Source organism: Paraburkholderia sp. MM6662-R1 (assembly GCF_050436245.1).
GTDB classification, from domain to species: Bacteria; Pseudomonadota; Gammaproteobacteria; order Burkholderiales; family Burkholderiaceae; genus Paraburkholderia; species Paraburkholderia tuberum.
In genome coordinates, this window is record NZ_JBNDLV010000004.1 from 1,045,652 (window position 1) to 1,070,254 (window position 24,603).

Below are 24,603 nucleotides of genomic sequence, written 5' to 3' on the forward strand. Positions count from 1 at the left end.
GGATGCGTTTTTCGTGCTGTAGAGTTCTACGGCTGCCTTGTGCCTCCGGCGATCGCGCCTGAACACCAGGGAAAGGAAGTCGAAGCGTCGGGCTGCCAGCCGCGAGGGCGCTGCTCTGTAGCTCCAGACGCCCGACGTTTGCATCGCGGCACTGCCTGGAAATCAAATGCGCCACGCCTGTCTTTGACGTTTAGCCATCGGAGACGCGTCGTAGCAGATACACGACAATCACTGCGGAACCGCTGACAAAGATTGCCAGCCCAATCGCTTTACGCGCGAGCGTGCGAACGCGCGCGCGGAGCGTGTAACGCACAAACCAGGAACTGGTTCTGCGCAACATCATTCACTCCATGGGCGCCTTGACGGGCGCGTCGCGTCGGGGAGAGACAGCCCCCTATGTTGCCGGAGCGCAGGCCGTATCGCGACGTGTATGTGCCCTGATCTTTGCTTGACAGTCTTTACCACTTCGAGCTCTTTGAACTGAGGATAGCGGGATAGAGCGGGTAGATGCCGGTATCCGGGCATTCCGAAACCGGCAACTGCAATTATCGCACCTCAGGTTCAAAGGCACAGAGCAGATGTTTTACGGTCTGCTGACAGGTTCTTTGCACCAGCCGGTCCAGACCAAATCCAGGCGCACATGAACCGGCCCGTTTGGGCATTGGCGCAATGCAGGGATGTTCTCAGGAGGGACTGCGGCGAGCCTTTGCCGGTTGCCGCCACTGTTCAAGGAAAAACTGCAAGCCGCCCAGTTGCTGTGCGATGTAGCCGCCCGTGGCCATCGATTCCGGTGCGCGCCGGTCGCCTGTAGGCGGGTACTCGGCGGAGAAGTCCGCTGTACCAAACACGACGTCCCAGATCGGGAAGACGGCGCCGTAGTTACAGGAATTGCGGCCGGCCGCGCGCAGGCCATGATGCAACCGGTGAAAGCGTGGCGAGACGATCAACCGGTCCCCGAGCCAGCCGAACGAAAGCTTGATATTGGCGTGGCTCAGGCTTTCGATGAAGCGCATGAACAGGAACAGCAGTGGAAACTGCAGCGGCGGAATACCGATCGCGAGGCCGACGATGCCGAACCAGATTGCGGCGACCAGGTCGTCAAGCAGATGGTTGCGGTCGTCCGACCAGAAACTCATCTGCCGCTGCGCATGATGCAACGCATGCAGTGCGTACCAGCTACGGTATGAGTGCGACAGGCGGTGACGCCAGTAATCGGCACAGTCCAGAATCAGCGCGTACGCGATGAAGGTAATGACCGGATGTCCGAGAAGCGGCGGTATCAACGTCTCAAGCGTTGGCGGTATGTAGCCGTGATCGACCACGAAGCCGTTCACCCACACCTGCACCTGGTAGAACAGCAGGAAACTGACGACAGGCAACACCCCCACGCGGTTGAGGATCGTATAGAACGCGTCGGTTACGACGGCTTTGCGGTCATCCCAGCGTTCGATCGGAAAGAGTGCTTCGAGCGGCCAGCAAACCGCATACGTGACGATAACCGCGAAGAGGCCATAGACGCAGATCAGCGCCCAGTCGAAGGAAAGCTCTTCCCATTGCATCCAGCCGAAGTGATACAGCAACGGCAGAACGAGATACTGGTCGATTTCACCGGCCAGCATATTGAAGAATCTGTCGAGAAATATCAGCATGATGGACGTTAGAGCATTTCGGCGGTAACGAGACCTGGGCGGCTCATTTCGGTGGTGAGGAAGATGCCGTGCGGCGAGCGTCCGACATTAATGGTCTCATAGTTACCGCTGGCTGGATCGAGTACGGCGACCTGCTCCCGGAAACGCAGCGTCACCCATAACTTGCCGTCGGGGCCAACAGCAATATCATCTGGCCCCGCAGCGTGGAACGGATAGGTACGACGAAGCTCGAGGGTGGTTGGATCGAGCGCCACCAGCGAGCCGCCGATCCGGTTGCTCACGTAGAGCGTCGCACCGTCGGGCGTAAGAAAGACATTGTGCGGGCCGACGCCGGTTTTCACCCGCCGCAGCACGTTACCCGTCACTGGATCGACTTCCGCCACATGGTCGCTGCCCATCACGCAGACCAGTACCTTGCCGTTGTGCCAGAGCACGCCGGCGGGGGTCGATCCGACGTTCGACTTCCAGCGGATCGTCAGGTTCGTCAGGTCGAATGAAACGAGCGTGCCGGACTGCTGCATCGAGTTGAAGCTCCAGCGCGAGTCCGGCGAGAAGTCGAGGTGGCTCGGCATGCCGCCGGGCGAGAAGCGCTTGACGAGCGTCAGGTCGTCGGGGCGGTAGATGTCGACATAGTTGAGCCGCAGTGCATTGACGACGAGGTAGCGGAAATCCGGCGTGAAGCCAAGCTGGTACGGATCGGCGATCACCTTATGGCCAAGCGCCAAACCGGTGTGCGGGTCGACAATGAACAGTGCATTGCCGCTGGCGTCGGCAATATAGAGCTTGCTTCTGTCGCGCGAAAGCGCCCAGTGACTGGGTTCGCGCAACGTCGGCAATGTCCGGACGATCTTGTGCGACGCCATGTCGATGACCGAAACGCTGGCTTCGCCGGAATTCATTACGATAGCGAGATTGGGGGGCGCCGCGCTGGCGATACCTGAACGAAGGGCGAGGAAAGGCGACAGGCCGAGACTCAGGGGAATGGCCAGACTACGGCCAAGTACTTCGCGACGTGAAAGCTTCATGGAGGGCATGCATGAGAGAATTAACCACTCATTCTGCTGGATGGATTCACCGTCACGCAAGGACGAATTGCGAATGGCGCTGATATGGAGCGATGCTCAAGCGCTTCCTGTCAGTTGCCTAACAAATTTCGGGCGAAGCTGACGATGCGCATGCGATTTCGCCGTATTTGACCGAGCTTCCCGCGGCCCCGGGCGCGCTTTGCGCAGCACCCGCCCCGATCATCCGCGGAGTTTGGCCGTTGTATATTGCCATCACGCGCTAAAGAACCTGGAGTAATAGCAGTGCCACGTACGTCCAGAGAAGTCGGGAAGTGTCCATGAACAGCACTGCCGGCAAAAATACGCTCACAGATCGCACGACTGTTGCGATTCGCGATGTGCTGGCTGGCAAACGAACCGGCTTGCGCTCTGCGCTGCTGTTCGCCGGACCCGCAGTGATTGCCTCGATCGCCTACATGGACCCAGGCAATTTCGCGACCAACATCCAGGCCGGTTCCCAGTTTGGGTACACGCTGCTGTGGGTGGTACTGATGGCCAACGTGATCGCCATGCTGTTCCAGGCGCTCTCTGCCAAACTCGGCATCGTGACGGGCCGTAATCTGGCGGAAATGTGTCGCGAGCAACTGCCGCGCAAGGCCGTCTTCGTCATGTGGTGTGTCAGCGAAGTGGCTGCGATGGCAACCGACCTGGCCGAATTCCTCGGTGGCGCAATCGGCCTCGCGTTGCTGTTCAAAATGCCGTTGATGGCCGGCATGGCGGTGACCGCGGTGGTGACATACGGCATCCTCGTGTTTGAAAAAGGCGGCTACCGGCCAATGGAGATCATCATCGGCGCGCTCGTTGCTGTGATCGGTCTGTGTTACCTGATCGAATTGTTCATTGCGCCCGTCGCATGGGGACAGGCCGGATTGCACTCGATCTTGCCCTCAATGCCGAACCGGGAAGCGCTGACCGTTTCGGTCGGTATCGTGGGCGCCACCGTGATGCCACATGCGATCTATCTCCATTCCGGGCTGACTCAGGGCCGGACTCCGGCGAGCGACGCGAGCGAGCATCGCGCACTGCTGCGTTTTTCGAACCGGGAAGTCATCGTTGCGCTTTTCTTCGCAGGTCTCGTCAACATGGCCATGGTAATCATGGCCAGCGCGGCATTCCATGCCGGCCACCGCGACGTCGCGGAAATCGAAACTGCTTACCATACGCTCACGCCGTTGCTCGGTGCGGGCGCGGCGGCGGTTTTCCTGATTTCGCTCATCTGCTCGGGTATCTCCAGCTCCGTTGTCGGCACCATGGCTGGCCAGATGATCATGCAGGGCTTCGTGGGTTTCCGGATTCCCGTCTGGGTGCGACGTCTGGTGACCATGGTGCCGGCGTTCGTGGTGGTCGGCCTCGGCGTGAATGCCACCCAGGCGCTGGTGATCAGTCAGGTCGTTCTTTCGTTTGCGTTGCCGATCCCGATGGTGGCGCTGGTGCTCTTCACCCGCCGCAAAGACATCATGGGCGAGTTCGTCAATAGACGGCTAACGGACGTTGCAGCGATTGCCGCGACGGTCGTCATCCTCGCGCTGAATGCGGTGCTATTGCTTCAGTCGTTCGGCGTCAGCATTCCGGGCATGCCTGCAAGCTGATGCAGCCCACCCGGACTCTTTCGGGATGGGCCGCGCTCCCGGTGCGATGGACGGCGAAGTTTGTTCGCTAGCCATCGACTGACCGCTGGGGGACCAGAGCTCCTGCTCCAAAAACGGCTTGTCGATTCGTTCGCTTTCGTCTGTGATGCCGGTGCATGCATAGGGACGACCGCTGCTTCCATGTTCGCCTTGAGTTGTGAAACATACGGTAAGAACGGCGTTGACCCATGGGCACCTGGCTGGCTATGCGGATGAGGTCCGAGGCGGCATCTCCTGGTGCAAGCGTACGTCGACCTGGTGGGCTTCTCCGTTGTCTGGGCTGATCGTCCCAAAGAAAGCCTCGCCGGTGCGAGGCCCGGGGGTGGCTATTTGTACGGTCAGGCAAGCGCCGGGTAATCCGTGTACCCTTCTGCCCCTAGGTGATAGAACATCTCGGGCCGCGGCTCATTGAGCGATGCGTCCAATCTAAGTCGGCGCGGCAGGTCCGGGTTGGCGATGAACATCTGCCCGAAAGCAACCGCGTCGGCCTCGCCGACCGCAAACAAACGTTCGGCGGTGTGCTTGGTCATCTTTTCGTTGGCGATATAGATGCCACCGAATGGTGCCTTCAGTGCGGGTCCGAGCCGGTCGTCTCCCAGCGCTTCACGCGCGCAGACGAAGGCAATGCGGCGTTTGCCGAGCTCGCCTGCGACATAGCCGAAGGTTGCCGCAGGTCCGAATCGCCCATCGACTTCACGTCACCGCGCGCAGACAGATGCACGCCGACCCGGTTGGCGCCCCATATGGCGACGCACGCGTCCGTGACTTCGAGCAGCAGTCTCGCACGGTTCTCGATCGATCCACCATATGCGTCAGTGCGCTGATTGGTGGAGTCCTGCAGGAACTGGTCAAGCAGATAACCGTTGGCGCAGTGGACTTCCACGCCGCCGAACCCTGCCTTTCTGGCGTTTTCAGCGCCGTGCCGGTAGGCCGCAACCACGCCGGCGATCTCGTCGGTTTCCAGCGCGCGCGGGACCTCCCTATGTGTCCGGGCGATCTTTCACGATAACCGGGACCGCGCATGACCAAACCCACCAGGAAGCAGCAATCTCCCTCCCGTCCCCCTGTAGACGCTCTCCAGTATGAACGGCTCGCGCTGGCCGCCTTCCATCTTTGCGACCGGCAGGGGCAGCAACTCCGACATCTAATTACACTTGCGACCTCGATGTTCAGGAGTCCTGCTGTGACTGCCGAGGAATGGCACGAACACCGGAACCTGCTGGAGGTGATGATCCAGGCTCGGCGAGGACTACCACGCCGCCAATCGCTGCGATCAGGAACTGTTCACGGTGCTTGCGCTCGACGCCAAGGGGCTTCCTAATCGCCAACTGACACCGCAGGACGCCGCAGCGATTCTCGCTGACGATGCGCACGGCGCGAACGGGAAACTGGCGGCTATGGACGCTTCGTGGACAAAGCACTAACCGGCGTCGATCACTTACGGAAAAAGCGGCTCAATGCCGCTTTTTTTGTTGGACGGTGAGATTGGAAAACTGCACCTGAAAATGAGATAGACAGAGCAATTGTGAAGATCTGTCAAAACGGTTTTATCTCAATTTAAATTCGTTGACCGTGTCGCGTTTTAGATGGTTAATTCGTCGGATGTGTCTGGAAAACAGCAGAGGTCAGATGGAACAACAGAAACAGGATGAAACCGGGGGCAAGGAAGAGTGCGGGCTTTGCCGTATCACTTATTCAGTCTACTCAAACTTCCCGCCAATGCCGTCGGCAATGGCGCTGAATGCCGAAACCGGCGAATGGTTTCCGTTCGACACGCTGAAGTCGTATGCAACTGGTTACGAGATGGCCGAAGCCCTAGGTTACGCGTGGGCGTGCGATTGTCGCGGACGCTCCCCTAATACCGTGCAGAAAAAAGGCCCGTTATCGCGCTACGGCGCAACGCCCTGGCCGGTGCTTCCGCAGTCGTCCATCTGTCTCGAATGCATGATTCACGCTGCCGGACAAGGCGCGATGACCCTGGAGCGCTGATGATTCCCGCCTCTGTCAATGAACAGCTTCGACAGTATGGGGAACGGCACTACAGCGGCCACGTGCTGGCGCTAGTGGACGGTATCCAGTACCAGCAGCATACCGGCCAGCAACTCACGCCCGAAGACCACATGACGGTTTCGCTGTTCGCGGGCACGAACGACATGGCACTCGCACACGCGGGGCCGTGGCTGGTTGATCCGAAGACGGCGCGCGACCATCTTGCGGACCTGGGCGAACTCGAACAGGCCCGCCCTGGCGTGATCTGGCTGATTACCTCAGAAAGCCTGGAGAGGCAGGCCGCAAAGCTGCGCCCGCACCTGAATACCGGCATACCGAAAGGACGAGCCGCCCTGCTGCGCTTCTGGGACCCCAGGGTGCTGCATGCGCTCAATGCGGTATGCCACGGCAAGAGCGAGCGCGAGCTTTTCAGGGCTGCCGACGCGTGGCACTACCTCAACGAACGACAACGGCTCACCATCAACGACAATGGAATTTACTGAAGGGCAATGGGCGCTTCTGAAAGCCTATGAAGACCGTAACTATGTGGACTTTATCCGTGGTCATATCGTGCGCGATTATCCCGCGCTGGCCAATGATCCGACTTTGCGCGACCGGCTTAATGCGGCCTTCGCGCGAACAAAGTTACTCCGCTTCACGCATGACGTGCCGATAGTCGATTTCCTGTATGTGGAAGCAACGACGCCGGAGTTTTACAGCATTCCGGCGGTCATAGCATGGCTGTACAAATCAGGAGTTCCGGGTGAACAGCGATTCGAAATGTTGATGCAGGCAACGGGTAAAAGACAACAGGAAATGAAGGAGAAACGGTGATGGGTATTCCATTCCCGGCGACGCTGGCACGCGCAGCAAACGCAATGGTGCAGGCAATGCCTATGCCCGTTCCGGTCCCCACCGCCGCACCGTCTGCTGCTCCCGCTGGCAGCAGCGGTACTGGCGCGGGTGCAGACGGCGGATGGGACGAACTGCCGCGTGACCGGAGCCGCGAACGCGAAAGACCGTGCAAGTGCCCCCCGGAGAAAGGCGCACTGGTGCGAAAGAACCACAGCATGAACCCTGAGCCGCGACGCTACCAGGCGCGCATTACCGGCTTCGAGTATGCGATAACAACGGACGGAAAAGGCCGTGAGACCGCCGAAGGCTGGAATATGGAATGGGACTGGCTTGACATAGACTTTGATGGGTTTCAGCATTCCCAATGTCTCTTGCAGGAAGCCAAGGGAAATTACGATCAATTTTTCAAAGAAAATAAGGAATTGAAATTTCCGTTTAAAGGATTCACAAAAATGCAGGAGCAAATAGCAACTCAAGGAGAAGCTGTTCGCGCCAATCCGCCGAGCAGATTAATGTGGTACTTTGAGACACCGCAAACGCGAGCTTACATGATGAACACACTTCGCCAGTTTGGCGTGCCTTCGGTCCATCAACCGTGAGTGATTATCGTGAATTTACTTGAACAACATCGGGATCAAGCTGCCGCACCAAAAGGCGCATTCGAATTTCATCTTCAACGCATTAAAGCCATTGTCGACTTTATTGCAACCAAGGACGAAACCTTGGGTGGGAACTGGTATCTCGCAGGAGACACGCAACAAGATGCACTTCAATATGAGGTCTTCGCCAATGGAGCAGCGTCGAAGGCTGCTATAGATGTTTTGAAGGCAGAGTATGGACATGGGAAAAAAATTGATCGACCGAAAGTCATAGGCATATGGAACGGAAGACAAACTGACGGCGCGACCGCCATCATGTCCTTAATGATCGACACGGGAGTTATTTCCAATAACATCGAATTGTCTCTGGATGAGAAAGCGAATGGTCTTTCGCGGCTAGGCAATTACAAATCCGTGGCCGAAGTTGTAGCCAAAGTGGCTGAGCTTTATCGCTCGCTGTATGTGACGTTCGGGCCGCGCGCTTATCAGGATCAACAGGTCTTTGATGACCGCTTAGGCGTAAGCTGGATGCTCTACCTACCGCACGCTCTCGCGCCGGCCCAGGTGCCGGAAGCGCGCGACTTAATCCCTGTCATGCGCGATGGCAAGCAGCAAGGCACGATCATCGTCAGCGTGACGGATGAAGTCTTTGATGTGAACAACCGGGAGCACGTCAAGGCGGCTAACGATATCGAAATCCGCCTCGCCGATCAGGACCTGTTGCCGCGTTTCGTTGATCTCTGAGTTCGGCTCGCTATCCCCGCTTCGGCGGGGCCTTTTCCTGCGAAGAGGCCCGCTACCGCGCGGGCCTTTTGCCGTTACGCCTGATTCCAGCGATTGGGCCTCAGGGGCGATCCACCACGATGCCACTTGCGCCATTCTGTTGCGATTTTCTCCAGCAACTGCAACACCTCTTCGCGGTTGCCGGCTTTATCCGCCTGTTCCATAGCGGCCCGGTATTCATCAGGCGTCGGCTCGACACCGTCACAGCACCGGTTCACCACCACCGTAAGCGCATCCATCGGCGGGCCGACATACCGGGCACGCAACGATAACATCGCATCATGCGTGAGTTGGGTCAGATCGTCGGTCTGCAACACGGCGGCGCTGATTCTCAGCACGGGTTCCATCCACGCAAGCAATTCTGCCGAATGCTGCTTTCGCACTTCGAGCGAACGAAGATTGTCGTAGCAGCGCTTCCTGTTGTTATGGTCGAACGTGGCGGGCGCGAAACGATACGTGAACTCGGTTCGTGTCCATCCGAGGTACTCGACGCTTTACAACGCGATGCTATCCATCCAGGGTGGCTGCGGACGTGCGCGGGCGCTGCGCACCAGTCAGCACATTTCTGCCTTCCGTTTTGCACCGGTTTGTGCAGGAACGAAGCGGTCTTATGCTTGTGCTGGCAACTCGAAAGCGACGCATTCCGTGTCGAGGGTCGTTTCGTGCGATGTCGTCGGGAAACGGTATGTCGCGGCGTGTTCTACGGTTGCATCGCAATAGAAAGTACGTCGTAGTGAGACGACAGGTCCTGGCCGGACAATCCTGGTGGACAGACCGCGCCCTCGCGCTTGCCGGTCAGTAGCTCTGTTCGGTAATAACCCGGGCCACTGTTTCCAGCGACCGGCGCAGCGTGGCCAGATCGACGGACCCAATCGCGAGGCGGATGGCGTGAGGTACATGCGTCGATGTCGCGAACGGCAGGGCCGTCGACACTGAAATGCGCTCACGCATCAGCGCCATCGCAATCGCGTCGGCGCGGACTTCCTGCGTCAGGGGCATCCAGATGAAGTACGACGCTGGATGGCTCATCGTCTTAAGCTTGCCGAGCGCTTCGGCGGCAAGGATTTGGCGCGTCTTCGCATCCCGCCGCTTCTCGTCTTCGAGCCGGGCCACCGTGCCGTCGTTTATCCAGTTGCAGGCGATTGCCGTCATGGTTGCGGGAGTGTTCCACGTCGTGGCCCGGATTACCCGTTCAAGCCTGGGAATCCATTCGCGTGGTGCGCAGACGAAACCGACGCGCAGACCTGTCGCGACACTCTTCGACAAGCTCGACACATAGATCGTCGTCTCCGGAGCAATCGATGCCAACGGCGGCGGAGCATCTTCTGCGAGGTATGCGTAGGCCCCGTCCTCGATGAGGATCAGTCCATGCTGTCGAGCGATACTGACAAGCGCGCGGCGCCGCCGCGCGCTCATTACCCAGCCAAGAGGGTTGTGCAGCGTCGGCATTGCGTAGACGGCGCGTACGCGTCGTCGCTTGCATAGGGCCGTCAGCGCGTCCAGATCGGGGCCGCGCCCCGCGGCTGGGATCGGCACGAGTTCCAGTCGAACGGCCTCGGCGGCCAGCTTGAATCCCGGGTAAGTCAGCGCGTCCACGGCAACCACGTCGCCGGGTTCGAGCAGCGCCATAGTGGCCGTCGTCAGTCCGTGTTGCGCGCCGCTCACGAGCAACGTCGTTCCGGCTGTTGCTGCCAGACCTCGGTTCGCCAGGTGGCGTGCCGCAGTAGCGCGCTCGTGCTCGCGGCCACCGTGCGGCTGGTATCGAAGCAGCGACTCGAGGTCGCCGGCCGCCGCAAGCTGGCGCAGCGCTGCCCGAAGAAGGTCTGTCTGACCCGGTGCAGAGGGATAGTTGAAGCTCAGGTCGATCGTAATGGCGCTCCAGGCGTGCAAGTCAACGCCTTGGCCGCGAGGAAGTGGTTCCTTGACGAATGTGCCACGGCCAGCTTCGCCGCTCACCAGACCCATCGTATGAAGCTCGGCATAGACACGCGTCGCGGTGACCAGCGCCAGGCCCTCGCGAGCAGCCAGCTCGCGGTGCGTGGGCAGACGCGTCCCGGGGGGAAGGCGGCCGTCGCGGATGTCAGCCGCAAAGCGGTCAACCAATTGCTTGTAACGGGCCCCAGGCATGGCTCAATGTATCCATGACAATAATTTGATTGTATTGATTATCGGCCCTACCATGATCTTTCACAACCTCTCCATCTGCCCGAGGACGTCATGCACATCACCATTCTGACCTTTGAAGGCTTCAACGAACTCGACTCGCTAATCGCGCTGAATATCCTTAACCGGGTCAGAAAGCCGGGCTGGCAGGTATCGATTGCCAGCCCAGCGGCGAAGATCCGTTCGATGAACGGAGTGGTCCTGGAGGCGCAAGCGTCGCTGAAGGACGCTTGCGAGGCCGACGCGGTGCTGGTCGGCAGTGGAATACAGACACGTGGAGTGGCCGCCGATGCCGCGCTGATGTCGCAGTTGCGGCTCGATCCGACGCGCCAACTGCTGGGCGCGCAATGCTCGGGCACGCTGATACTCGCGAAACTGGGCCTGCTGGATGGCGTTCCGGCCTGCACGGATCTGACTACCAAACCGTGGGTCGAAAAGGCGGGCGTGCCGGTGCTCAATCAGCCGTTCGTGGCGAAGGGGAATGTCGCGACGGCAGGCGGGTGCCTGGCTTCGCAGTATCTGGCCGTGTGGGTGATCGCGCGTCTGGAGGGCGTCGAGGCTGCGCGCGCCGCGATGCAGCATGTCGCCCCGGTTGGCGAGAGGGAGATCTACGTGACGCGGGCGATGGCGAACATCGCGCCATTCATCTGACGCAAAACAGAGGCGCTTCGCACGTCCTTCAAAGCCGACATTGCTGGAGTCCGGTCTGTGGTCCTTCGCGATATTTTCTGTCGTAGCGACCGTTCTGCAATGGAGTGCGCTGCCGCATACCGGCCTGTTTCTTTGTTGCTCATCGCAGGGCTCGTGGTCGGTGTGACGCTTTTTGCGGCTTATGTCGGGGCCAAAACGAGCGAAACCGCTCGCGCGGTAAGGGGCTCCGACCAATACCGGCCGGTCGACGCTGGTGTATAGATCGTTTTCAATTGCAGTGCACGGTCGTCAATTGTCACGTGGAACTGTGAGCATCTGCTCTAGCGACTATGCTAACGAGCGCGGACTTGCCGTCATTTCTCTTGAAAGAATACGGTCATGAAAACGCGGAAATTCTCCGACGCAAGGCCGCGGTCAAACAGGGGCTCGCTGGCGTTCTTATACGGTTCCCACGTAACTATCAAATGCGCTCACGAGATGCTGGATCGCCTGTTCGAGGTCATCTGCCGGCGTTTCAAAAGACTGATTCAGTGGCATCGCTTCCCTCGACGTCAGGGCTTCCAGCAGTGTGGCGGTCATCTCATCGTAGCGATTGGCCCTTTCCCGGTCATGTGCGTCCGGTTCCCCGCTCCGAAGGACTTCGATCACCGCGGCGGCGCCGCAAACCACCCGCACCGCGACGGTCAGGTTCCGCAGTTCTTCGAGCCGCGCAGATCGCCGCTGGCCCTCCAGGAGCATACGTTCTCTCGCAACTTCAAGCCGTGAGCTGGCCAGACCGGCTTCGCGTTGGAGGCGATCGAGGGTGGCGGTCGATCCTCCAGCCATCCGAAGCGCGGCGGACGCGAATGCCATGTTGGCCGAAATCGCGGCTGAGATCACGGCATTCAGCGCGTTACTCTCCCTCGGCGGCCAGAGAAGAAAGCTCGCCGCCACGCCTACGCAGGCACCGACGAATTCATTGGTAAGACGAGCGACAATCAATCCCTCCGCCGGATGGATGAAATCCGACATCAGCATGAACATCGGCGTCAGGAAGACAACGAACAGACCGTAGTTCACCAACCTCAATGCGACGGTCACCGCGGCAAGCGGCAAGATTGCCAATGTCACCGCAACCGGACCGGACAGACTCGTCAGAAGAACAGCGGCGATCGTTGCGCCGATGAGGCTGCCGCATGCACGCTCCAGCACGCGCAACCATGTATTGGCGGAAACCGGTTGGGTCACGACGATTGCAGCGATCACGCCCCAGTATGCAAACGTGACACTCAGCGATGTGCCGATCATGAAAGCGAGCACCGATGCGACAGCCACCCTCAGCGCATGGTCCCAGACCAGCCTTTCAATCTTGACCGCGCGAGCGGCGGCAGGCGCGGGCGTCTCGGGGTCCATTGCGAGCGCGTGTCGCCCGTCCGCGAGCCGAGCGATGGCCCTTGCCGCAAAGGCAACGGCGCTTGCCGTTTGGTCCGTCCGTTCAGCCGTCTGCCGCAACAATGCGTGTGCTTGCGCTACCAGCGTATCGGCAATGGGCAGTTCTTGCTGTGCCTGCGCGGCCACGCTTTGCAGCAACTGTCGCAGGCCCTGGAGCAATTGCCGCGATCCATCGTCGTCGGCAATCGCTGCGTTGCGGCGGGCATGACCGATTGCGATCAGCGTGGAAAACACCCTGCCCGCGGCATCGACGCCCGGCCCGAGATCAGGGCCGGTGCGAACATCATGCGCCGCCAATGCCCTGCCGCGCTCGATCGACATGCGCACCCCGCGACGATGAACGGTATCGAACTCGGTCCAGCCCTGCACATCCATTCCAGGCCGCGAATCCAGCGACTCCAAAAAACCGGCCATGTCCTCGAGCCTGCCGAAGATCGTCGCGAGCGTGAAGCCCGCGGACTGTGGGAACGGGACGGGCCAGAGGAAGATGCAAAACAGCATGGTCCAGGCTGACCCGAGCAGAAAATAGCCACCATGAGCGAGTGCAACGGCAAGCGGCTCGGGCGACGCAATTCCGATCACGACCGCGAGCGAGGCAACCAACCCCGCCTGCGCCGGCATAGGCCCGAGCGAGGGCTTGTAGGAGCGTGTCAGTCCACAAAGGAAGACCAGGACAAACAGGGTGACAATGCTGACGGCATAGCCCCAATGCGCGGCATAGGACGCCAGCGGCATGACGACAACACCCATGGCCGTGAAGATGGCCATCGCCTTCAGGCGCTGTGACCTGGACCCTTGCGGATCGCAGAGACAGTTCCAGAACGCCGCGACGGCTCCGAAAGCGATATCCGAACGACCGAGAATCGCCGCGGCACAGAGCATTGGCGCCATCGCAAGCGCAGCGTGTATCCCTTCCGCAATCCCGATGCGCTCGGGCGTTATGGCGAAGACATGACCTTCAGCCCGCAAGGTCCGACGGCTTACCAGGGATACGAGCTTACCTATTATTGTCATCGCACCTTTGCTGCTCTCGAACGTTGATTGCTGGAGGACAAGGCCCAGGAAATGGGCGCTTCCCGGATTCACGCTGCCAGCGCGCTGAGATAGCCGCCGACTCCGCGCTGTGAACGTCTGCTTTTCGCCTATGCGACTGGCGCCTCTGTTTCATTTGCAACACTCCCGCCGCTCATGCGACGTTCATTGTGTTGCATCGACCGGTTGAATCCGCCAATGCGGAGGAGACGTACACGCAATCAGCTTTGGGCGGCCGGGCGGCTAGCCCATTTAGAATCCACGCAGTCTTCCTCTGCGGCGGGCTACGAGGATCGCCGCGCGTATGTTCATCGAATATGCGATCGCGGACCTCTCTAGAGAAGCCGGAGAAGGAGACTCGATCTCAGCATTAAGCGATGCGCGCAGCATCGAGTCCCACCTCCTCGCACAACCAGTCGCAGAAGCACTTCACCTTCTCCGTGTTGCGCTCGTTCACGCGATACGACAGAAAATGCGTCTCGCGGGAGACCGGCTCGAAGACCTCCGCGCCCAGCTCAACCAGTTCGCCGCGCGACAACTCGCGCTCGGCGAGACGCGTGGTTTCGAGCGCGACGCCCATGCCATCGACAGCGGCGGAGATCGCGAGCGCCCCACGATCGAACGAGGGCCGCGCCCGCGACGGGAACGGGAGTCCGTTGAGCGCGAACCAGTCGGACCACGTCACGCGGCTGAGCTGGGAATCGATCAGCGTCATTTCCCCGATCTGCTTCTCGATGGGAACGCCGCTTCGCACGAGCGCAGGCGAACACATCGGCACGATGCGTTCTGCGCCGAGCGCGCGTGTCACGATGCCCGCGCGCTCGTGTGCGACCGCGTATGAGATGGCGACATCGACTTCATGCACCCGGGTGAGGTCGATCGGCTCGGGACCGGACGACAGACGGATCGTCACGCCCGGATGCGCCTGCGTGAATTCAGGCAGGCGCGGACCGAGCCACTTGGCGGCGAAGCTCGGCGCGCTGTGCACCGCGAGCACTTGCGCATCGGGCGCGAGCGCGACCTCGCTGCATGCAGCCTCGATCACATCGAAAACGCGTCCGAGGCTCTCATAAAGGCGCCGTCCTTCCGATGTCGCTTCCACCCGCCGATTGCGTCGATGAAACAGCGGCCGGCCGAAATATTCTTCGAGCTCCTTGACCTGATGACTGATCGCGGACTGCGTCAGATGCAGCTCCTCGGCCGCCAGCGTGAAGCTCTCCAGCCGCGCGGCCGCTTCGAAGGCGCGCAGCAGCACGAAATTGGGAATTCGTCTCATGTCTTTCACCGAAACATGAATGTGGTTCATCTTTGTATGAACAGCCATCGTTTGTCAATGACGGCAGCGACCGCGACCATAGGACCCATCGAAGCAATCCGCTTCGACCGGTTCAAACCTCACTTCAAAAAGGAGTCGACCCATGGCAACAGTGATGGAAACGCGGCCGCAGGCGCTGATCAAGGACGGCAAGGTTTCGATCTATCAGCCGGAGCAGGAAGGACTCATCTTTCCGGAGCTTCCTTCATTTTCGAATCCCGCCGCGCAGCGGCAGCATGTGAAGGAACGGCTGGTCGGCGCCTGTCGCGCGTTCGCCCAGCAAGGGTTCGACTACGGCTTCGCCGGACATCTGACCGTGCGCGATCCCGAGAATCCCGGCCTTTACTGGACCAATCCGATGGCCATCCACTTCTCGCAAGTGAAGGTCTCGAACCTGATCTGCGCGGACCATCAAGGGCACGTCGTCGAGGGGCGCCATGCAATCAACCGCGCGGGCTTCGTGCTGCATGCGGCCGTGCACGAGATGCACCAGGACATCGTCGCGATGTGCCATGCGCATACGGTCTACGGCACCGCGTTCGCGTCGCTCGGCAGGCAACTCGAGCCGATCACGCAGGACGCCGCGGCGTTCTACGAGGATCACGTCGTGATCGGCGACGAGGCAGGACAAGTAGCCGTCGAGGTGAAGGCGGGTCACAAGGTCGCGAACGCATTCAAGGACGTGAAGGCCGCGATCCACCAGAATCACGGGCTTCTGACGGCAAGCCGGCACAGCATCGAATCGGCGGCGTTCTGGTTCATCGCGCTCGAACGGTGCTGCCAGCAGCAACTGCTGGTCGAGTCGACCGGCATCGCACCCAAGCTCGTCACCCCCGAACGCGCGCGCTACAGCCGCGAGCACGTCGGCAGCGACTACATCGGCTGGCTGCACTTTCAGGCGATCTGGGACGACCTCGTCGCCACGCAGCCGGACATGTTCGACTGATTCCTTTGAAGCAGTCCGAGCACGGCGACAACGCGAGACGAGCGCTAAAAAACGCAGCGTTGCGCTGCAACCTGAACACCAGGAGACACCACAATGAGTTCCCCCAGTCCGGTTGCGTATTACCAGGGCAGAGAGTCGTCCACCTATGCGAAGGTGACATGGCGGCTCTTGCCGTTTCTGTTCCTGTGCTATCTATGCGCGTATCTCGACCGAATCAACGTGAGCTTCGCGAAGCTGCAGATGCTGCAAGCGCTCAAGTTCAGCGACGCGGTCTATGGCGCGGGCGCCGGCGTCTTCTTCGTGGGCTATCTTCTCTTCGAAGTGCCCAGTAACCTGATCCTGCTGCGCGTCGGCGCGCGCCGCTGGATCGCCCGCATCATGATCACCTGGGGCATCGTCTCGGCGAGCATGATGTTCGTCAGAACGCCGATGAGCTTCTACATCATGCGCTTCCTGCTGGGCGTCGCCGAAGCGGGCTTTATCCCCGCGATCCTGCTCTATCTCACGTACTGGTTCCCGGCCTCGCGCCGCAGCAAGGTCACCGCGCTCTTCTTGACGGGCATTCCGATGTCGGGAGTCGTCGGCGGGCCGCTGTCAGGCTGGATCATGAATCATATGAATGCATCGCACGGGCTGGCGGGCTGGCAATGGCTGTTCCTGATAGAAGGCATTCCGACCGCGATCCTCGGGCTGGTCGCGTTCTTCTATCTCGACGACACGCTCGCCGATGCGAAGTGGCTCACAGACTCGCAGAAAGCCATGCTCGAAGCCGGCCTGAAGGACGAAGAGCCGGCTCACGCGCTGCATTCGGTGAAGGACGGCCTGACGCATCCGAAGGTGCTGCTCCTGAGTGCGATCTACTTCTTCTTCACGATGGGCCTGTACGGCGTAAGCTTCTGGCTGCCCACGCTCGTCAAGGCGAGCGGCGTGGCCGATCCGCTCAATATCGGCCTGCTTTCCGCGATCCCTTACGCGGCGGCGGCCGTCTCCATGCTGCTCGTCGGTCAGAGCTCGGACGCCCGCGGCGAGCGGCGCTGGCATCTCGCGTTGCCCGGGGTGGTCGGAGCGGCCGGACTGTGCACGAGCGTCGCGTTCGCCCATTCGACGCCAATCGCGATGATCGCCCTCACGATCGGCACGATGGGCGTGATGACGACAATTTCGCAGTTCTGGGTGTTGCCGCCCGCTATCCTGGGCGGCGCCGCCGCGGCGGCGGGGCTTGCGCTGGCGAATTCGGTCGGCAGCGTATCGGGTGTCGTGAGCCCTTACGTGATCGGGCTGATTCAGACAGGCACGGGATCGACCGGCAACGGCGTACTTGGGCTGGCGGCGAGCCTGATCATCGGCAGCGTGCTCGTCTTCACCGTGCCGGCCGCACTCGTGAACGGCCGGCGCAAGCGGGCTTGAGCGAAGTCCCGCTCCACGCAAAGATCCCGCGATCGCGGGATCATCGCATCAGCTCACTTTTTCTTCCTGCCGATCGCTCAGCACCTGCCCGAGCCGCTCGACGAGATTCTGCCGCGCCCGAGTCGTATGAAGATCGGTCAGTTCCGTCGCGCGCAGCGGGTCGCCATCGGCGATGGCCGCGGCAATGGCTGCGTGCTCGTCCCAGATCGCCTGGCGCTGCCCCGACGACTGCAGCACCGCGCCCATCACCCGTCGCAGATGGACCCAGTGCATCTGCGCGGTCTCCACGATGAGCGGATTGCCCGACGCGGCATAGATCGCGGCGTGGAACGCCATGTCGGCATCGATCATCGCCTTCACGTCGTCGGCCTTCGACGCGCGACGGCCGTTCGTGATCAATGCCTTGTCCAGCTTCGCGCCGCGACCGGCGGCAAGACGCGCGGCGAGCGAGTCGAGCGCGCCGCGGATTTCATAGAGATGGCTGATCCAGGCCGCGTCGAGCGGAGTCACGAGCAAACCCCGACCGGGCGCGTCCTGCACCAGCCCGTCCTTCTTGAGCAAGCGCAGCGCCTGCAACACCGGGGAGCGCGACACCGCAAGTTGCTCGGCGATTTCTTCCTGCGTGATGCGCGTCCCGGGCGCGAGCGTCCCAGAGCTAATGGCATCGAGCAGCACCTTGTAGACCTCGTCCACGTAGTCGGTGCGCGCCTGAAGCTTGAGCAGTTTCGTCGCCATGATCAAAGCTCGCTTATGGATACAGAATACGGCAAGGGTATAACCGCACCGCGGGAGCGTCAATGTCCGGCGCTGAAGCGGAAAAGGTGAATCTCCGCGTTTACCCATAGAGACATCGCCGTATCGCGCGACTAATCTTTGGATACAGAGTACGGTGTTCTGAATATCGAGTTCGGCGTTCAAAGTGCCGGCGACTGACAACTCCACCACCTCAAAATAGGATTTGCGATGACGATCAAGGAAGACAAGCTGGAAGGACAGAAGACGAGCGGCGGCAATGTCGTGTCAAAGAAGCTGATTCCATATGGCGGTTACTACACAAGCAAGGTGCCTGGCCACGATCCCGAGCTCACCGAGACCGGCCCCGGCACACCGATGGGCGAGTTCATGCGCGCGTTCTGGCATCCCGTGTGCATGTCGATCGAACTGACGGACACACCGCGTTATCTCAAGATCCTCGGCGAGGAACTGGTGGCGTTTCGCGATGGCAGCGGGCGCGTGGGCGTGCTGCATGCGCATTGCGTGCACCGCGGCGCGTCGCTCGAATACGGCGCGATCCAGGAGCGCGGCATCCGGTGCTGCTATCACGGCATGGTGTTCGACGTGGACGGCACATGCCTGCATGTGCCGTTTCCGAAGGGCGAAGAGAAGGAAGCCGAGAAATTCGCGTGCTCGATCCAGCAGGGTGCGTACAAGGCGGTCGAGCGCAACGGCCTCGTGTTCGCGTACATGGGACCGCCCGATGCCGAGCCGCCCTTTCCCGAATGGGAAGGCGACTTCACGGTGTTGCCGGGCGACGAGCTTGTGCCGTACAGCAACTTCCAGCATTGCAATTGGCTGCAGGTGCAGGACAACGCCGCCGACAACTATCACCCCACCGCGCTGCATGCCGGCAAGAATGTCGTGAATGGGCAGTACCAGGGCACGACATTCGACGAGGTCGGCGCGGCATCAATGGAAGTCGCGCCCGACATGCACTTCGTGCCGGTGCAGCAGGGCCGCAGCCTCGCCTGCGCGGGCGCGCGTCGAGTCGACAAGGACCGGCTCTTCGTGCGCGTGCAACATCAGGTGCTGCCGAATCTGAGCCTGCATGCGTACACGTCGGAAGACGGATCGAAGAAGAAGCTGTTCAGCCGCTTTCACATCATCCGCTGGACCGTTCCCGTCGACGACGAGAACAGCAAGATGATCGGCTGGCGCGTGATGGGCCCGGGCATCGATACGCGCGGCGTCGGCAAGAAGGAACTCGTCGGCTATGAGTCGATCGACTTTCTCGAAGGACAGGTCGCGATGCGGCGCCCCGAGCGCTTCGGCGAATACAAGCTCGAGGATCTGCCGCCCATTCCGCCGAATCATCGCGAGCGCGAGAACTACAAGGCCGCGCAATACGCGCCCGGCGACTACGAAGCGATCATCAGCCAGCGACCGATCGCCGTGCACGCGCTCGAGAACCCGACGAAGTTCGACGCCGGCCTCTTCCTCTTTCGCAAGTTGCTACGCGATGCGCTGCGCGGCACGAATCCGGCGGCATCGGCGCAGAGCTTCGCCGAGTGGTTCCGTGCGAACGCGGGCGCACCCAACAGCTATTGCTCGGGCAACGTGTTCGAGATTCCCGAAGGCGACACGGTCGAAGAAGAAGTCGCGCGGCGCCGCAAGGTCACGAAGACGATCGTCTCGATCCTCAACGAGAGCGAGCGGCTAAAGGCGGATGAACGCGCAGTGTTCGTGCGCGAGAAGTTCGAGGAACTCGAACAATCGATGAAGAACTGAAGCGCCACGACAAGCAAGGGGCGCGTTGCGCGCCTCGTGCGGCGAATCGGGATTCGGCAGCACATATGAGGGATCAGGAAAATGGCAAGCGAACAGACATCGAACTCCGACGGCAGCACGCTCCAGTTGCTCGTGCGACAGGTTCGTTTCGAAGGCAAAGGCATCAACTCTTACGAACTGGTCGATCCGTCCGGCGCCGAGTTGCCGGCTTTCACTGCCGGCGCTCATATCGACATCCATCTCGGCGACGGCCTCGTGCGCCAGTATTCGCTGTGCAACGCACCCAACGAGCGCCATCGCTATGTGATCGCCGTGCTGCGCGACGAGCGCGGCCGTGGCGGATCGAGAGCGCTGCACGAGCGCGTGCATGTGCAGGACATCGTGCGCGTGAGCCGTCCGCGCAACCAATTTCAGCTCGTCGACGATGCGCGCAGGGTGATCCTCATCGCGGGCGGCATCGGTGTGACGCCGCTCACGTCGATGGCGCATTGGCTGGAAGACGCCGGCATCGAATACGAAATGCACTACTGCGCGAAAGATGCGGACTGTGCCGCGCTTTCCGGGGAACTCGAGCCGATGCGCGTGAACGGCCGCGTGCACTTTCACTTCGACGGCGGTGATCCGAAGGCGGGGCTCGACATCCGCCGCTTGCTGAGCGAGCCGTCGCACGGCGTGCACGTGTATTACTGCGGTCCGGCTGGTTTCATGCAGGCATGCGCGGATGCGAGCGCGCACTGGCCCGCCGGCACCGTCCACTTCGAGCACTTCAAGGCGCCGGGGCGAAGCGAACCCGCGAGAGCGGCGAACGATGTGGCGGACACGTTCAGCGTGAAGATCGCGAGCACGGGACAGATGATCGAAGTCGCGAACGATCAGAGCATCGCGGACGCACTCGAACAAGCGGGCGTCACAATCGAAACATCGTGTCATGCGGGGCTGTGCGGGACATGCAAGGTGCGGTATCTGTCCGGGGAAGTTGAGCACAACGACTGCATTCTCAACGACGACGAGAAGGCCGAATTCCTGACGGCCTGCGTATCGCGCGCGAGAAGCAAGGTACTGGTGCTCGATCTTTAGCCGAGATGTTCGATTAGACTCGCGATGGAGCTGTAGCCTCTCGAGCGCAAGGGGCCGTTGTCGGATATGAAGCCGACCTTCGTATGTCTCTTCTCACGCACGGACGAAAGGCTGATGATGGCCGGACACCGCCGATGGAAGGGATCGAAGCTAATCTTGCCCACCACCTTTGACAAAGGCGAGCCGGCTCCAGGTCACACCCGTCCGCTGATTTCCTCGTTGGGTGGATTCGGTCCGGACATTTAGCACAGTCCTGAAGCTATGGGCGCTTGCTAACCGAATGGTCTCTGCTGCCGAAACATCAAACATTCGGCGTCCTTCGGGGACTGGACCGTGACGTAAAGACATCACCACCATCGCACCTTCCCGCAGCAAGGAGCTGACGGTCGACATCGCCTGACAACGCTCGTCTTCGTCCAGATGCATCCAAACGGCGGACAGCATCACCAAGTCGAATTCTCTTCGTCGCGAACGTACAGACATGAGATCCGGCAGACTGTCGTCCACCCATTCAATCCGGGAAGACGAATGCAGCCCAATTCCTGCGACGCGCAACGCGTCCACTGGTTCTACGGCCATAACTGTATGCCCCATAGCTCCTAACGCAGCTGCATCGGTTCCGATACCGGCGCCAACGTCAAGAATGTGGGCCGGGGGCATCGGCAAGAGATGCATGACGGGCCTGTGGCTGTTCTCAAATGAGATGTCCTGCCATTGCTCGATGAGAGATTGAGCGTTCTCAGCGTAGCCTGCCCGACGGCAATTGAATGCGGTCGCCGACTGGACGAAACGTTAGGCTGCTGGCGCTATCTATTCTGTTGACGGCGCCAGTTCATCGAAGCCTGGGCGCGACAAGTGCAGCACTTCGTAGCGTTCGCCTGGGACAACTGCTTCTGGTGTGTCGGCCCAAACCGTGAAGGTGACACGCTCCCAGGAGCGCGGATCAATCGCACAGGCGCTGGCGATCACACTACTATGCCGTGCGATACGCTCGACCTCAGCGACCGCATCTCGCGCGGCCTGCGCGAGATCGGCTTCGCGAGGAACGACCACTCGCTCCCGCGTCGCCGCGCAAGGCAATACGCCGGACGCCGGTCCGCGCTGGCACAGGAGGCCCGACCATGTCAGCACGACGGGCCGTCCGAACGATTCGACGATGCCTTGGAAACCGCCTCCTTCCCACAGGAAACGGTTCATACCAACGGTGTCATTCCACAAGTAGAACGGCGAATACTGGTTGAGCGTCGCACCTGCCTTGTCGCGCTCGCGGATCAGGTAAGCCTTGAGACCAAGGCCAGCGAACGTGTCGGTCATGTGCCCGCGGTCCGCGACGCGATTTCGGATGATCTGCATATCGTAGTCGGCGGGCAAGGTGATTTCATAATGCATCGCATACATGGTGGGGCTCCAGATTTTGCTACAACCAGGCGAGCGACATCCATTGCGAGGGTGCCGCCGCCCGCGGTTGTCGCTGACCCTGAGCTGCCGTTCGGCCCAGTCTAGCTGCAACGGCTTCTTTGAAGCCAGAACGGCCGAAAGATCGATGAAAGCAAGAGAGCGACTTTCCGGCGAAGACGCTTTGAAGGGGGCACGACTGCGTCCGTACATTCGGCTTCTGATGTGCTTGCTGCTGAACGAGCCATCATGGAAATTTGCGCGCTTGCTCCTCATCGGCCTTCTGGCTTCGTACTGCAGTCGCCGGATATATCAGGATCTGCAAGCGCCGGTCCGACCGGTTCGCCATGCTTGCCGCTTCTTGCGCAATCGCGAAAGAAATAAAGCAATACTCAATATCTGTTGCCTGTTACACACCTCGGAAGCAGCCGTTACCTGTCAATATTGCCCATGCAATGCGCGCTGTCTTGTTCGCCAGGGCGATCGCAGCAATGCTCACGTGGCGGCGTTGCATCACAGCCTTGATCCAGCGACTGTGCCGATCGTCGCGACGGTTCACGAAGTGCATGACCGCGCGGGCGCCCTGTACAAGCAGGGTTCTCAGATAGGTGTCGCCGCGTTTTGTGATACCGCCTAACCTGGTTTTGCCTCCGCTTGATTTTTGCCTCGGCGTCAGCCCCAGCCAGGCCGCAAACTGCCGGCCGTTCCTGAACTGGGACGGATCACCGACACTGCTGACGAGCGCGGTCGCGATCACTGGCCCGATTCCTGGAACGGTAGCGAGCCGTTGGCAAGCTTCATTGCTCTTGAAGATCTCCGCTATCTCGGCAGTAAGTTCGTCGAGCCATTGCTGCAGTGCCTTCAGTTGCTCGAGGTACATCGAGCCAAGCCGTCTGAGCAATGCGGTAATGTGGGCATCGGGATTGTTGACGAGCTCAACCACTCCCTTTCTCAATTGCGGAAGCCCGACCGCGAAGATCACCCCCTCTTCAGCAAACATGCTCCGGATCTGATTCGATTTCGCTGTCCGCTCCAGGATGAGCCGTTGGCGCATGCGATGAACCGACTGCAGCGACTGCTGTTCAGCGCTCTTGATCGCAGCTCACGGGCCCAGAAATGGGAGCCGTGACAGGCCTCGATACCAACCAGACTGCATTCCAGTTTTGCGAAGAACTTCAACACCTCAGCTCGGCGAAGTTTCCGCTGCACAACGGTCTTGCCATGACGATCGACGCCATGAACCTGAAACACGTTCTTTGCGATATCCAGACCAATGGTAAGTGCAGGCATTGACGTTCTCCCGGGAATTGGTGAGGTAAATGTCGCCCCCAAGGGGGCGGGAGTCCATGCCATCAGCCTTTTGTGCAGCCTGACCGGCCGACCGCCGTCGCGATCGGTCGGGTCCGCCGGGCTGTCGACTTCGCAGGACCTCCCGATCCGGTTTCGTGTTCACGGGCGAGCCGGATGTCAACATCCAGCTGGTCGAGTTCCTGCTGCAGTTCGCGAAGCGTCTTCATCGGGCCGCCCCGTCATGCAAACACGTTAAGCACAGACACTTCCGGACGTCGTGTCATTCCGGCTAGTCCTTCTGGCGATCACCGGATGCGACCAGTTCCTGATCCATCAGCGTGAGCTTCAGCGGGGCATCGGCAGACATATTCTTCTTTATGATCACGTATTTCCAGCCATCGCCATTGCCGGGATTGCGATAGAACGCGACGATCGCCACGTACTTCGTGTCTGCCTGCATGGGCTGAGACAGGCTGACCGACGCGCCAGGATTGACGACGGCTGCCATACTGGCCTGAAGGTCCTGCGCGAGTACGGTCCTGTCGTTCTTCAGCAGATCGTCGTAGGACACGCCGTCAAACAGCTTTCGATCCTTGAGCTGATAGACGCGGACCGCGAGTGACGTCGAACGGCCCGCGTCATCCGGATTCAGCTCGGCACGCGCGGTCAGGTCGACGTCAAGCACCTTGACCTGCCTGAAAAACACCGAGTGATACGCGCTGGAAGTCGTATCAGATACGGACTGCCAGGCGCCGCATGCGGAAAGCAGCAGACCTGACGCGAGGGCGGCCACGGTTAAACGTAAAGGCATGGTTTCTCCAGAT

24 protein-coding genes and 1 pseudogene are annotated in these 24,603 nt (G+C 60.5%); 12 read left to right on the plus strand and 13 right to left on the minus strand.

The window, feature by feature from the left end:
* Positions 1–683: 683 nt before the first annotated feature.
* Both OKW39_RS34710 and OKW39_RS34715 read right to left on the minus strand, forming a co-directional pair.
* Positions 684–1,649 (minus strand): sterol desaturase family protein, encoded by a 966-nt coding sequence (locus OKW39_RS34710; RefSeq protein ID WP_429333276.1) that lies wholly within the window; start codon positions 1,647–1,649, stop codon positions 684–686.
* Positions 1,650–1,657: 8 nt separating this feature from the next.
* On the minus strand, positions 1,658–2,674 hold the full coding sequence (locus tag OKW39_RS34715; protein ID WP_429564690.1) for a YncE family protein: 1,017 nt from the start codon (positions 2,672–2,674) through the stop codon (positions 1,658–1,660).
* 317 nt (positions 2,675–2,991) lie between these two features.
* Here OKW39_RS34715 and OKW39_RS34720 point away from each other — a divergent pair, with 317 nt between their 5' ends.
* Entirely contained in the window at positions 2,992–4,302 is a 1,311-nt protein-coding gene (locus OKW39_RS34720; RefSeq protein ID WP_429564691.1) for an Nramp family divalent metal transporter, read from the plus strand.
* Between the two features lie 377 nt (positions 4,303–4,679).
* Here OKW39_RS34720 and OKW39_RS34725 read toward each other — a convergent pair.
* Positions 4,680–5,314: pseudogene (locus OKW39_RS34725) on the minus strand (alkene reductase); the annotation flags it as partial.
* Positions 5,315–5,970: 656 nt separating this feature from the next.
* Between OKW39_RS34725 and OKW39_RS34730 the strand changes: the two are divergent.
* From OKW39_RS34730 to OKW39_RS34750, 5 genes are read left to right on the plus strand one after another with little or no spacing between them, the layout of a single operon-like run.
* Positions 5,971–6,330, plus strand: coding sequence for a hypothetical protein (locus tag OKW39_RS34730; RefSeq protein WP_429564692.1), 360 nt, complete (start codon positions 5,971–5,973; stop codon positions 6,328–6,330).
* Positions 6,330–6,833 (plus strand): DUF4123 domain-containing protein, encoded by a 504-nt coding sequence (locus OKW39_RS34735; RefSeq protein ID WP_429564693.1) that lies wholly within the window; start codon positions 6,330–6,332, stop codon positions 6,831–6,833. Before OKW39_RS34730 ends, OKW39_RS34735 begins: the two co-directional genes overlap by 1 nt.
* The gene (locus tag OKW39_RS34740) at positions 6,820–7,164 is read left to right on the plus strand and encodes a hypothetical protein (protein ID WP_090807817.1); all 345 of its coding nucleotides are present in this window, start codon (positions 6,820–6,822) and stop codon (positions 7,162–7,164) included. The genes OKW39_RS34735 and OKW39_RS34740 overlap by 14 nt, the downstream gene beginning before the upstream one ends.
* A complete protein-coding gene (locus tag OKW39_RS34745) occupies positions 7,164–7,784 on the plus strand; it encodes a restriction endonuclease fold toxin 5 domain-containing protein (RefSeq protein ID WP_429333271.1) in 621 nt (206 codons plus the stop codon). Before OKW39_RS34740 ends, OKW39_RS34745 begins: the two co-directional genes overlap by 1 nt.
* Before the next feature lie 9 nt (positions 7,785–7,793).
* A complete protein-coding gene (locus tag OKW39_RS34750; RefSeq protein ID WP_429333270.1) occupies positions 7,794–8,528 on the plus strand; it encodes an immunity 52 family protein in 735 nt (244 codons plus the stop codon).
* A gap of 74 nt (positions 8,529–8,602) precedes the next feature.
* Here the strand turns inward: OKW39_RS34750 and OKW39_RS34755 are convergent, their stop codons facing one another.
* On the minus strand, positions 8,603–8,905 hold the full coding sequence (locus OKW39_RS34755) for a hypothetical protein (RefSeq protein ID WP_429564694.1): 303 nt from the start codon (positions 8,903–8,905) through the stop codon (positions 8,603–8,605).
* Between the two features lie 457 nt (positions 8,906–9,362).
* Positions 9,363–10,694 (minus strand): PLP-dependent aminotransferase family protein, encoded by a 1,332-nt coding sequence (locus tag OKW39_RS34760; RefSeq protein ID WP_429564695.1) that lies wholly within the window; start codon positions 10,692–10,694, stop codon positions 9,363–9,365.
* Positions 10,695–10,784: 90 nt separating this feature from the next.
* Between OKW39_RS34760 and OKW39_RS34765 the strand changes: the two genes are divergently transcribed.
* Complete coding sequence (locus tag OKW39_RS34765; RefSeq protein ID WP_429333267.1) at positions 10,785–11,381, plus strand: DJ-1/PfpI family protein; 597 nt, start codon at positions 10,785–10,787, stop codon at positions 11,379–11,381.
* A 438-nt stretch (positions 11,382–11,819) separates the two neighbouring features.
* Here OKW39_RS34765 and OKW39_RS34770 read toward each other — a convergent pair whose 3' ends face one another.
* Complete coding sequence (locus OKW39_RS34770; RefSeq protein WP_429564696.1) at positions 11,820–13,826, minus strand: FUSC family protein; 2,007 nt, start codon at positions 13,824–13,826, stop codon at positions 11,820–11,822.
* Positions 13,827–14,214: 388 nt separating this feature from the next.
* On the minus strand, positions 14,215–15,120 hold the full coding sequence (locus OKW39_RS34775; RefSeq protein WP_429333265.1) for a LysR substrate-binding domain-containing protein: 906 nt from the start codon (positions 15,118–15,120) through the stop codon (positions 14,215–14,217).
* Between the two features lie 142 nt (positions 15,121–15,262).
* Between OKW39_RS34775 and OKW39_RS34780 the strand changes: the two genes are divergently transcribed.
* Together OKW39_RS34780 and OKW39_RS34785 are read left to right on the plus strand one after the other, a co-directional pair.
* Positions 15,263–16,105, plus strand: a complete 843-nt coding sequence (locus OKW39_RS34780) for a class II aldolase/adducin family protein (protein WP_429564697.1) — start codon at positions 15,263–15,265, stop codon at positions 16,103–16,105.
* Positions 16,106–16,198: 93 nt separating this feature from the next.
* On the plus strand, positions 16,199–17,512 hold the full coding sequence (locus tag OKW39_RS34785) for an MFS transporter (RefSeq protein WP_429564698.1): 1,314 nt from the start codon (positions 16,199–16,201) through the stop codon (positions 17,510–17,512).
* Positions 17,513–17,560: 48 nt separating this feature from the next.
* Here the strand turns inward: OKW39_RS34785 and OKW39_RS34790 are convergent, their stop codons facing one another.
* On the minus strand, positions 17,561–18,247 hold the full coding sequence (locus OKW39_RS34790) for a GntR family transcriptional regulator (protein ID WP_429334573.1): 687 nt from the start codon (positions 18,245–18,247) through the stop codon (positions 17,561–17,563).
* 228 nt (positions 18,248–18,475) lie between these two features.
* On the opposite strand from OKW39_RS34790, the gene OKW39_RS34795 reads away from it, so the two are divergent.
* Positions 18,476–20,017, plus strand: coding sequence for a Rieske 2Fe-2S domain-containing protein (locus tag OKW39_RS34795; RefSeq protein ID WP_090807834.1), 1,542 nt, complete (start codon positions 18,476–18,478; stop codon positions 20,015–20,017).
* Positions 20,018–20,098: 81 nt separating this feature from the next.
* The gene (locus OKW39_RS34800) at positions 20,099–21,094 is read left to right on the plus strand and encodes a PDR/VanB family oxidoreductase (RefSeq protein ID WP_429364613.1); all 996 of its coding nucleotides are present in this window, start codon (positions 20,099–20,101) and stop codon (positions 21,092–21,094) included.
* A 150-nt stretch (positions 21,095–21,244) separates the two neighbouring features.
* Here the strand turns inward: OKW39_RS34800 and OKW39_RS34805 are convergent, their stop codons facing one another.
* The 3 genes from OKW39_RS34805 to OKW39_RS34815 all read right to left on the minus strand — a co-directional run bounded on the left by OKW39_RS34805 (position 21,245) and on the right by OKW39_RS34815 (position 23,543).
* A complete protein-coding gene (locus tag OKW39_RS34805; RefSeq protein WP_429564699.1) occupies positions 21,245–21,769 on the minus strand; it encodes a class I SAM-dependent methyltransferase in 525 nt (174 codons plus the stop codon).
* 135 nt (positions 21,770–21,904) lie between these two features.
* Positions 21,905–22,492, minus strand: coding sequence for a DUF4865 family protein (locus tag OKW39_RS34810; RefSeq protein WP_090807840.1), 588 nt, complete (start codon positions 22,490–22,492; stop codon positions 21,905–21,907).
* 406 nt (positions 22,493–22,898) lie between these two features.
* Entirely contained in the window at positions 22,899–23,543 is a 645-nt protein-coding gene (locus tag OKW39_RS34815; RefSeq protein ID WP_429564700.1) for an IS110 family transposase, read from the minus strand.
* A gap of 62 nt (positions 23,544–23,605) precedes the next feature.
* Here OKW39_RS34815 and OKW39_RS34820 point away from each other — a divergent pair, with 62 nt between their 5' ends.
* On the plus strand, positions 23,606–23,782 hold the full coding sequence (locus OKW39_RS34820; protein WP_429564701.1) for a hypothetical protein: 177 nt from the start codon (positions 23,606–23,608) through the stop codon (positions 23,780–23,782).
* Positions 23,783–23,841: 59 nt separating this feature from the next.
* Here OKW39_RS34820 and OKW39_RS34825 read toward each other — a convergent pair whose 3' ends face one another.
* Both OKW39_RS34825 and tssJ read right to left on the minus strand, forming a co-directional pair.
* Positions 23,842–24,006, minus strand: a complete 165-nt coding sequence (locus OKW39_RS34825) for a hypothetical protein (protein WP_167368729.1) — start codon at positions 24,004–24,006, stop codon at positions 23,842–23,844.
* Positions 24,007–24,068: 62 nt separating this feature from the next.
* Positions 24,069–24,590, minus strand: coding sequence for a type VI secretion system lipoprotein TssJ (gene tssJ / locus OKW39_RS34830; protein WP_429564702.1), 522 nt, complete (start codon positions 24,588–24,590; stop codon positions 24,069–24,071).
* Positions 24,591–24,603: the final 13 nt, after the last annotated feature.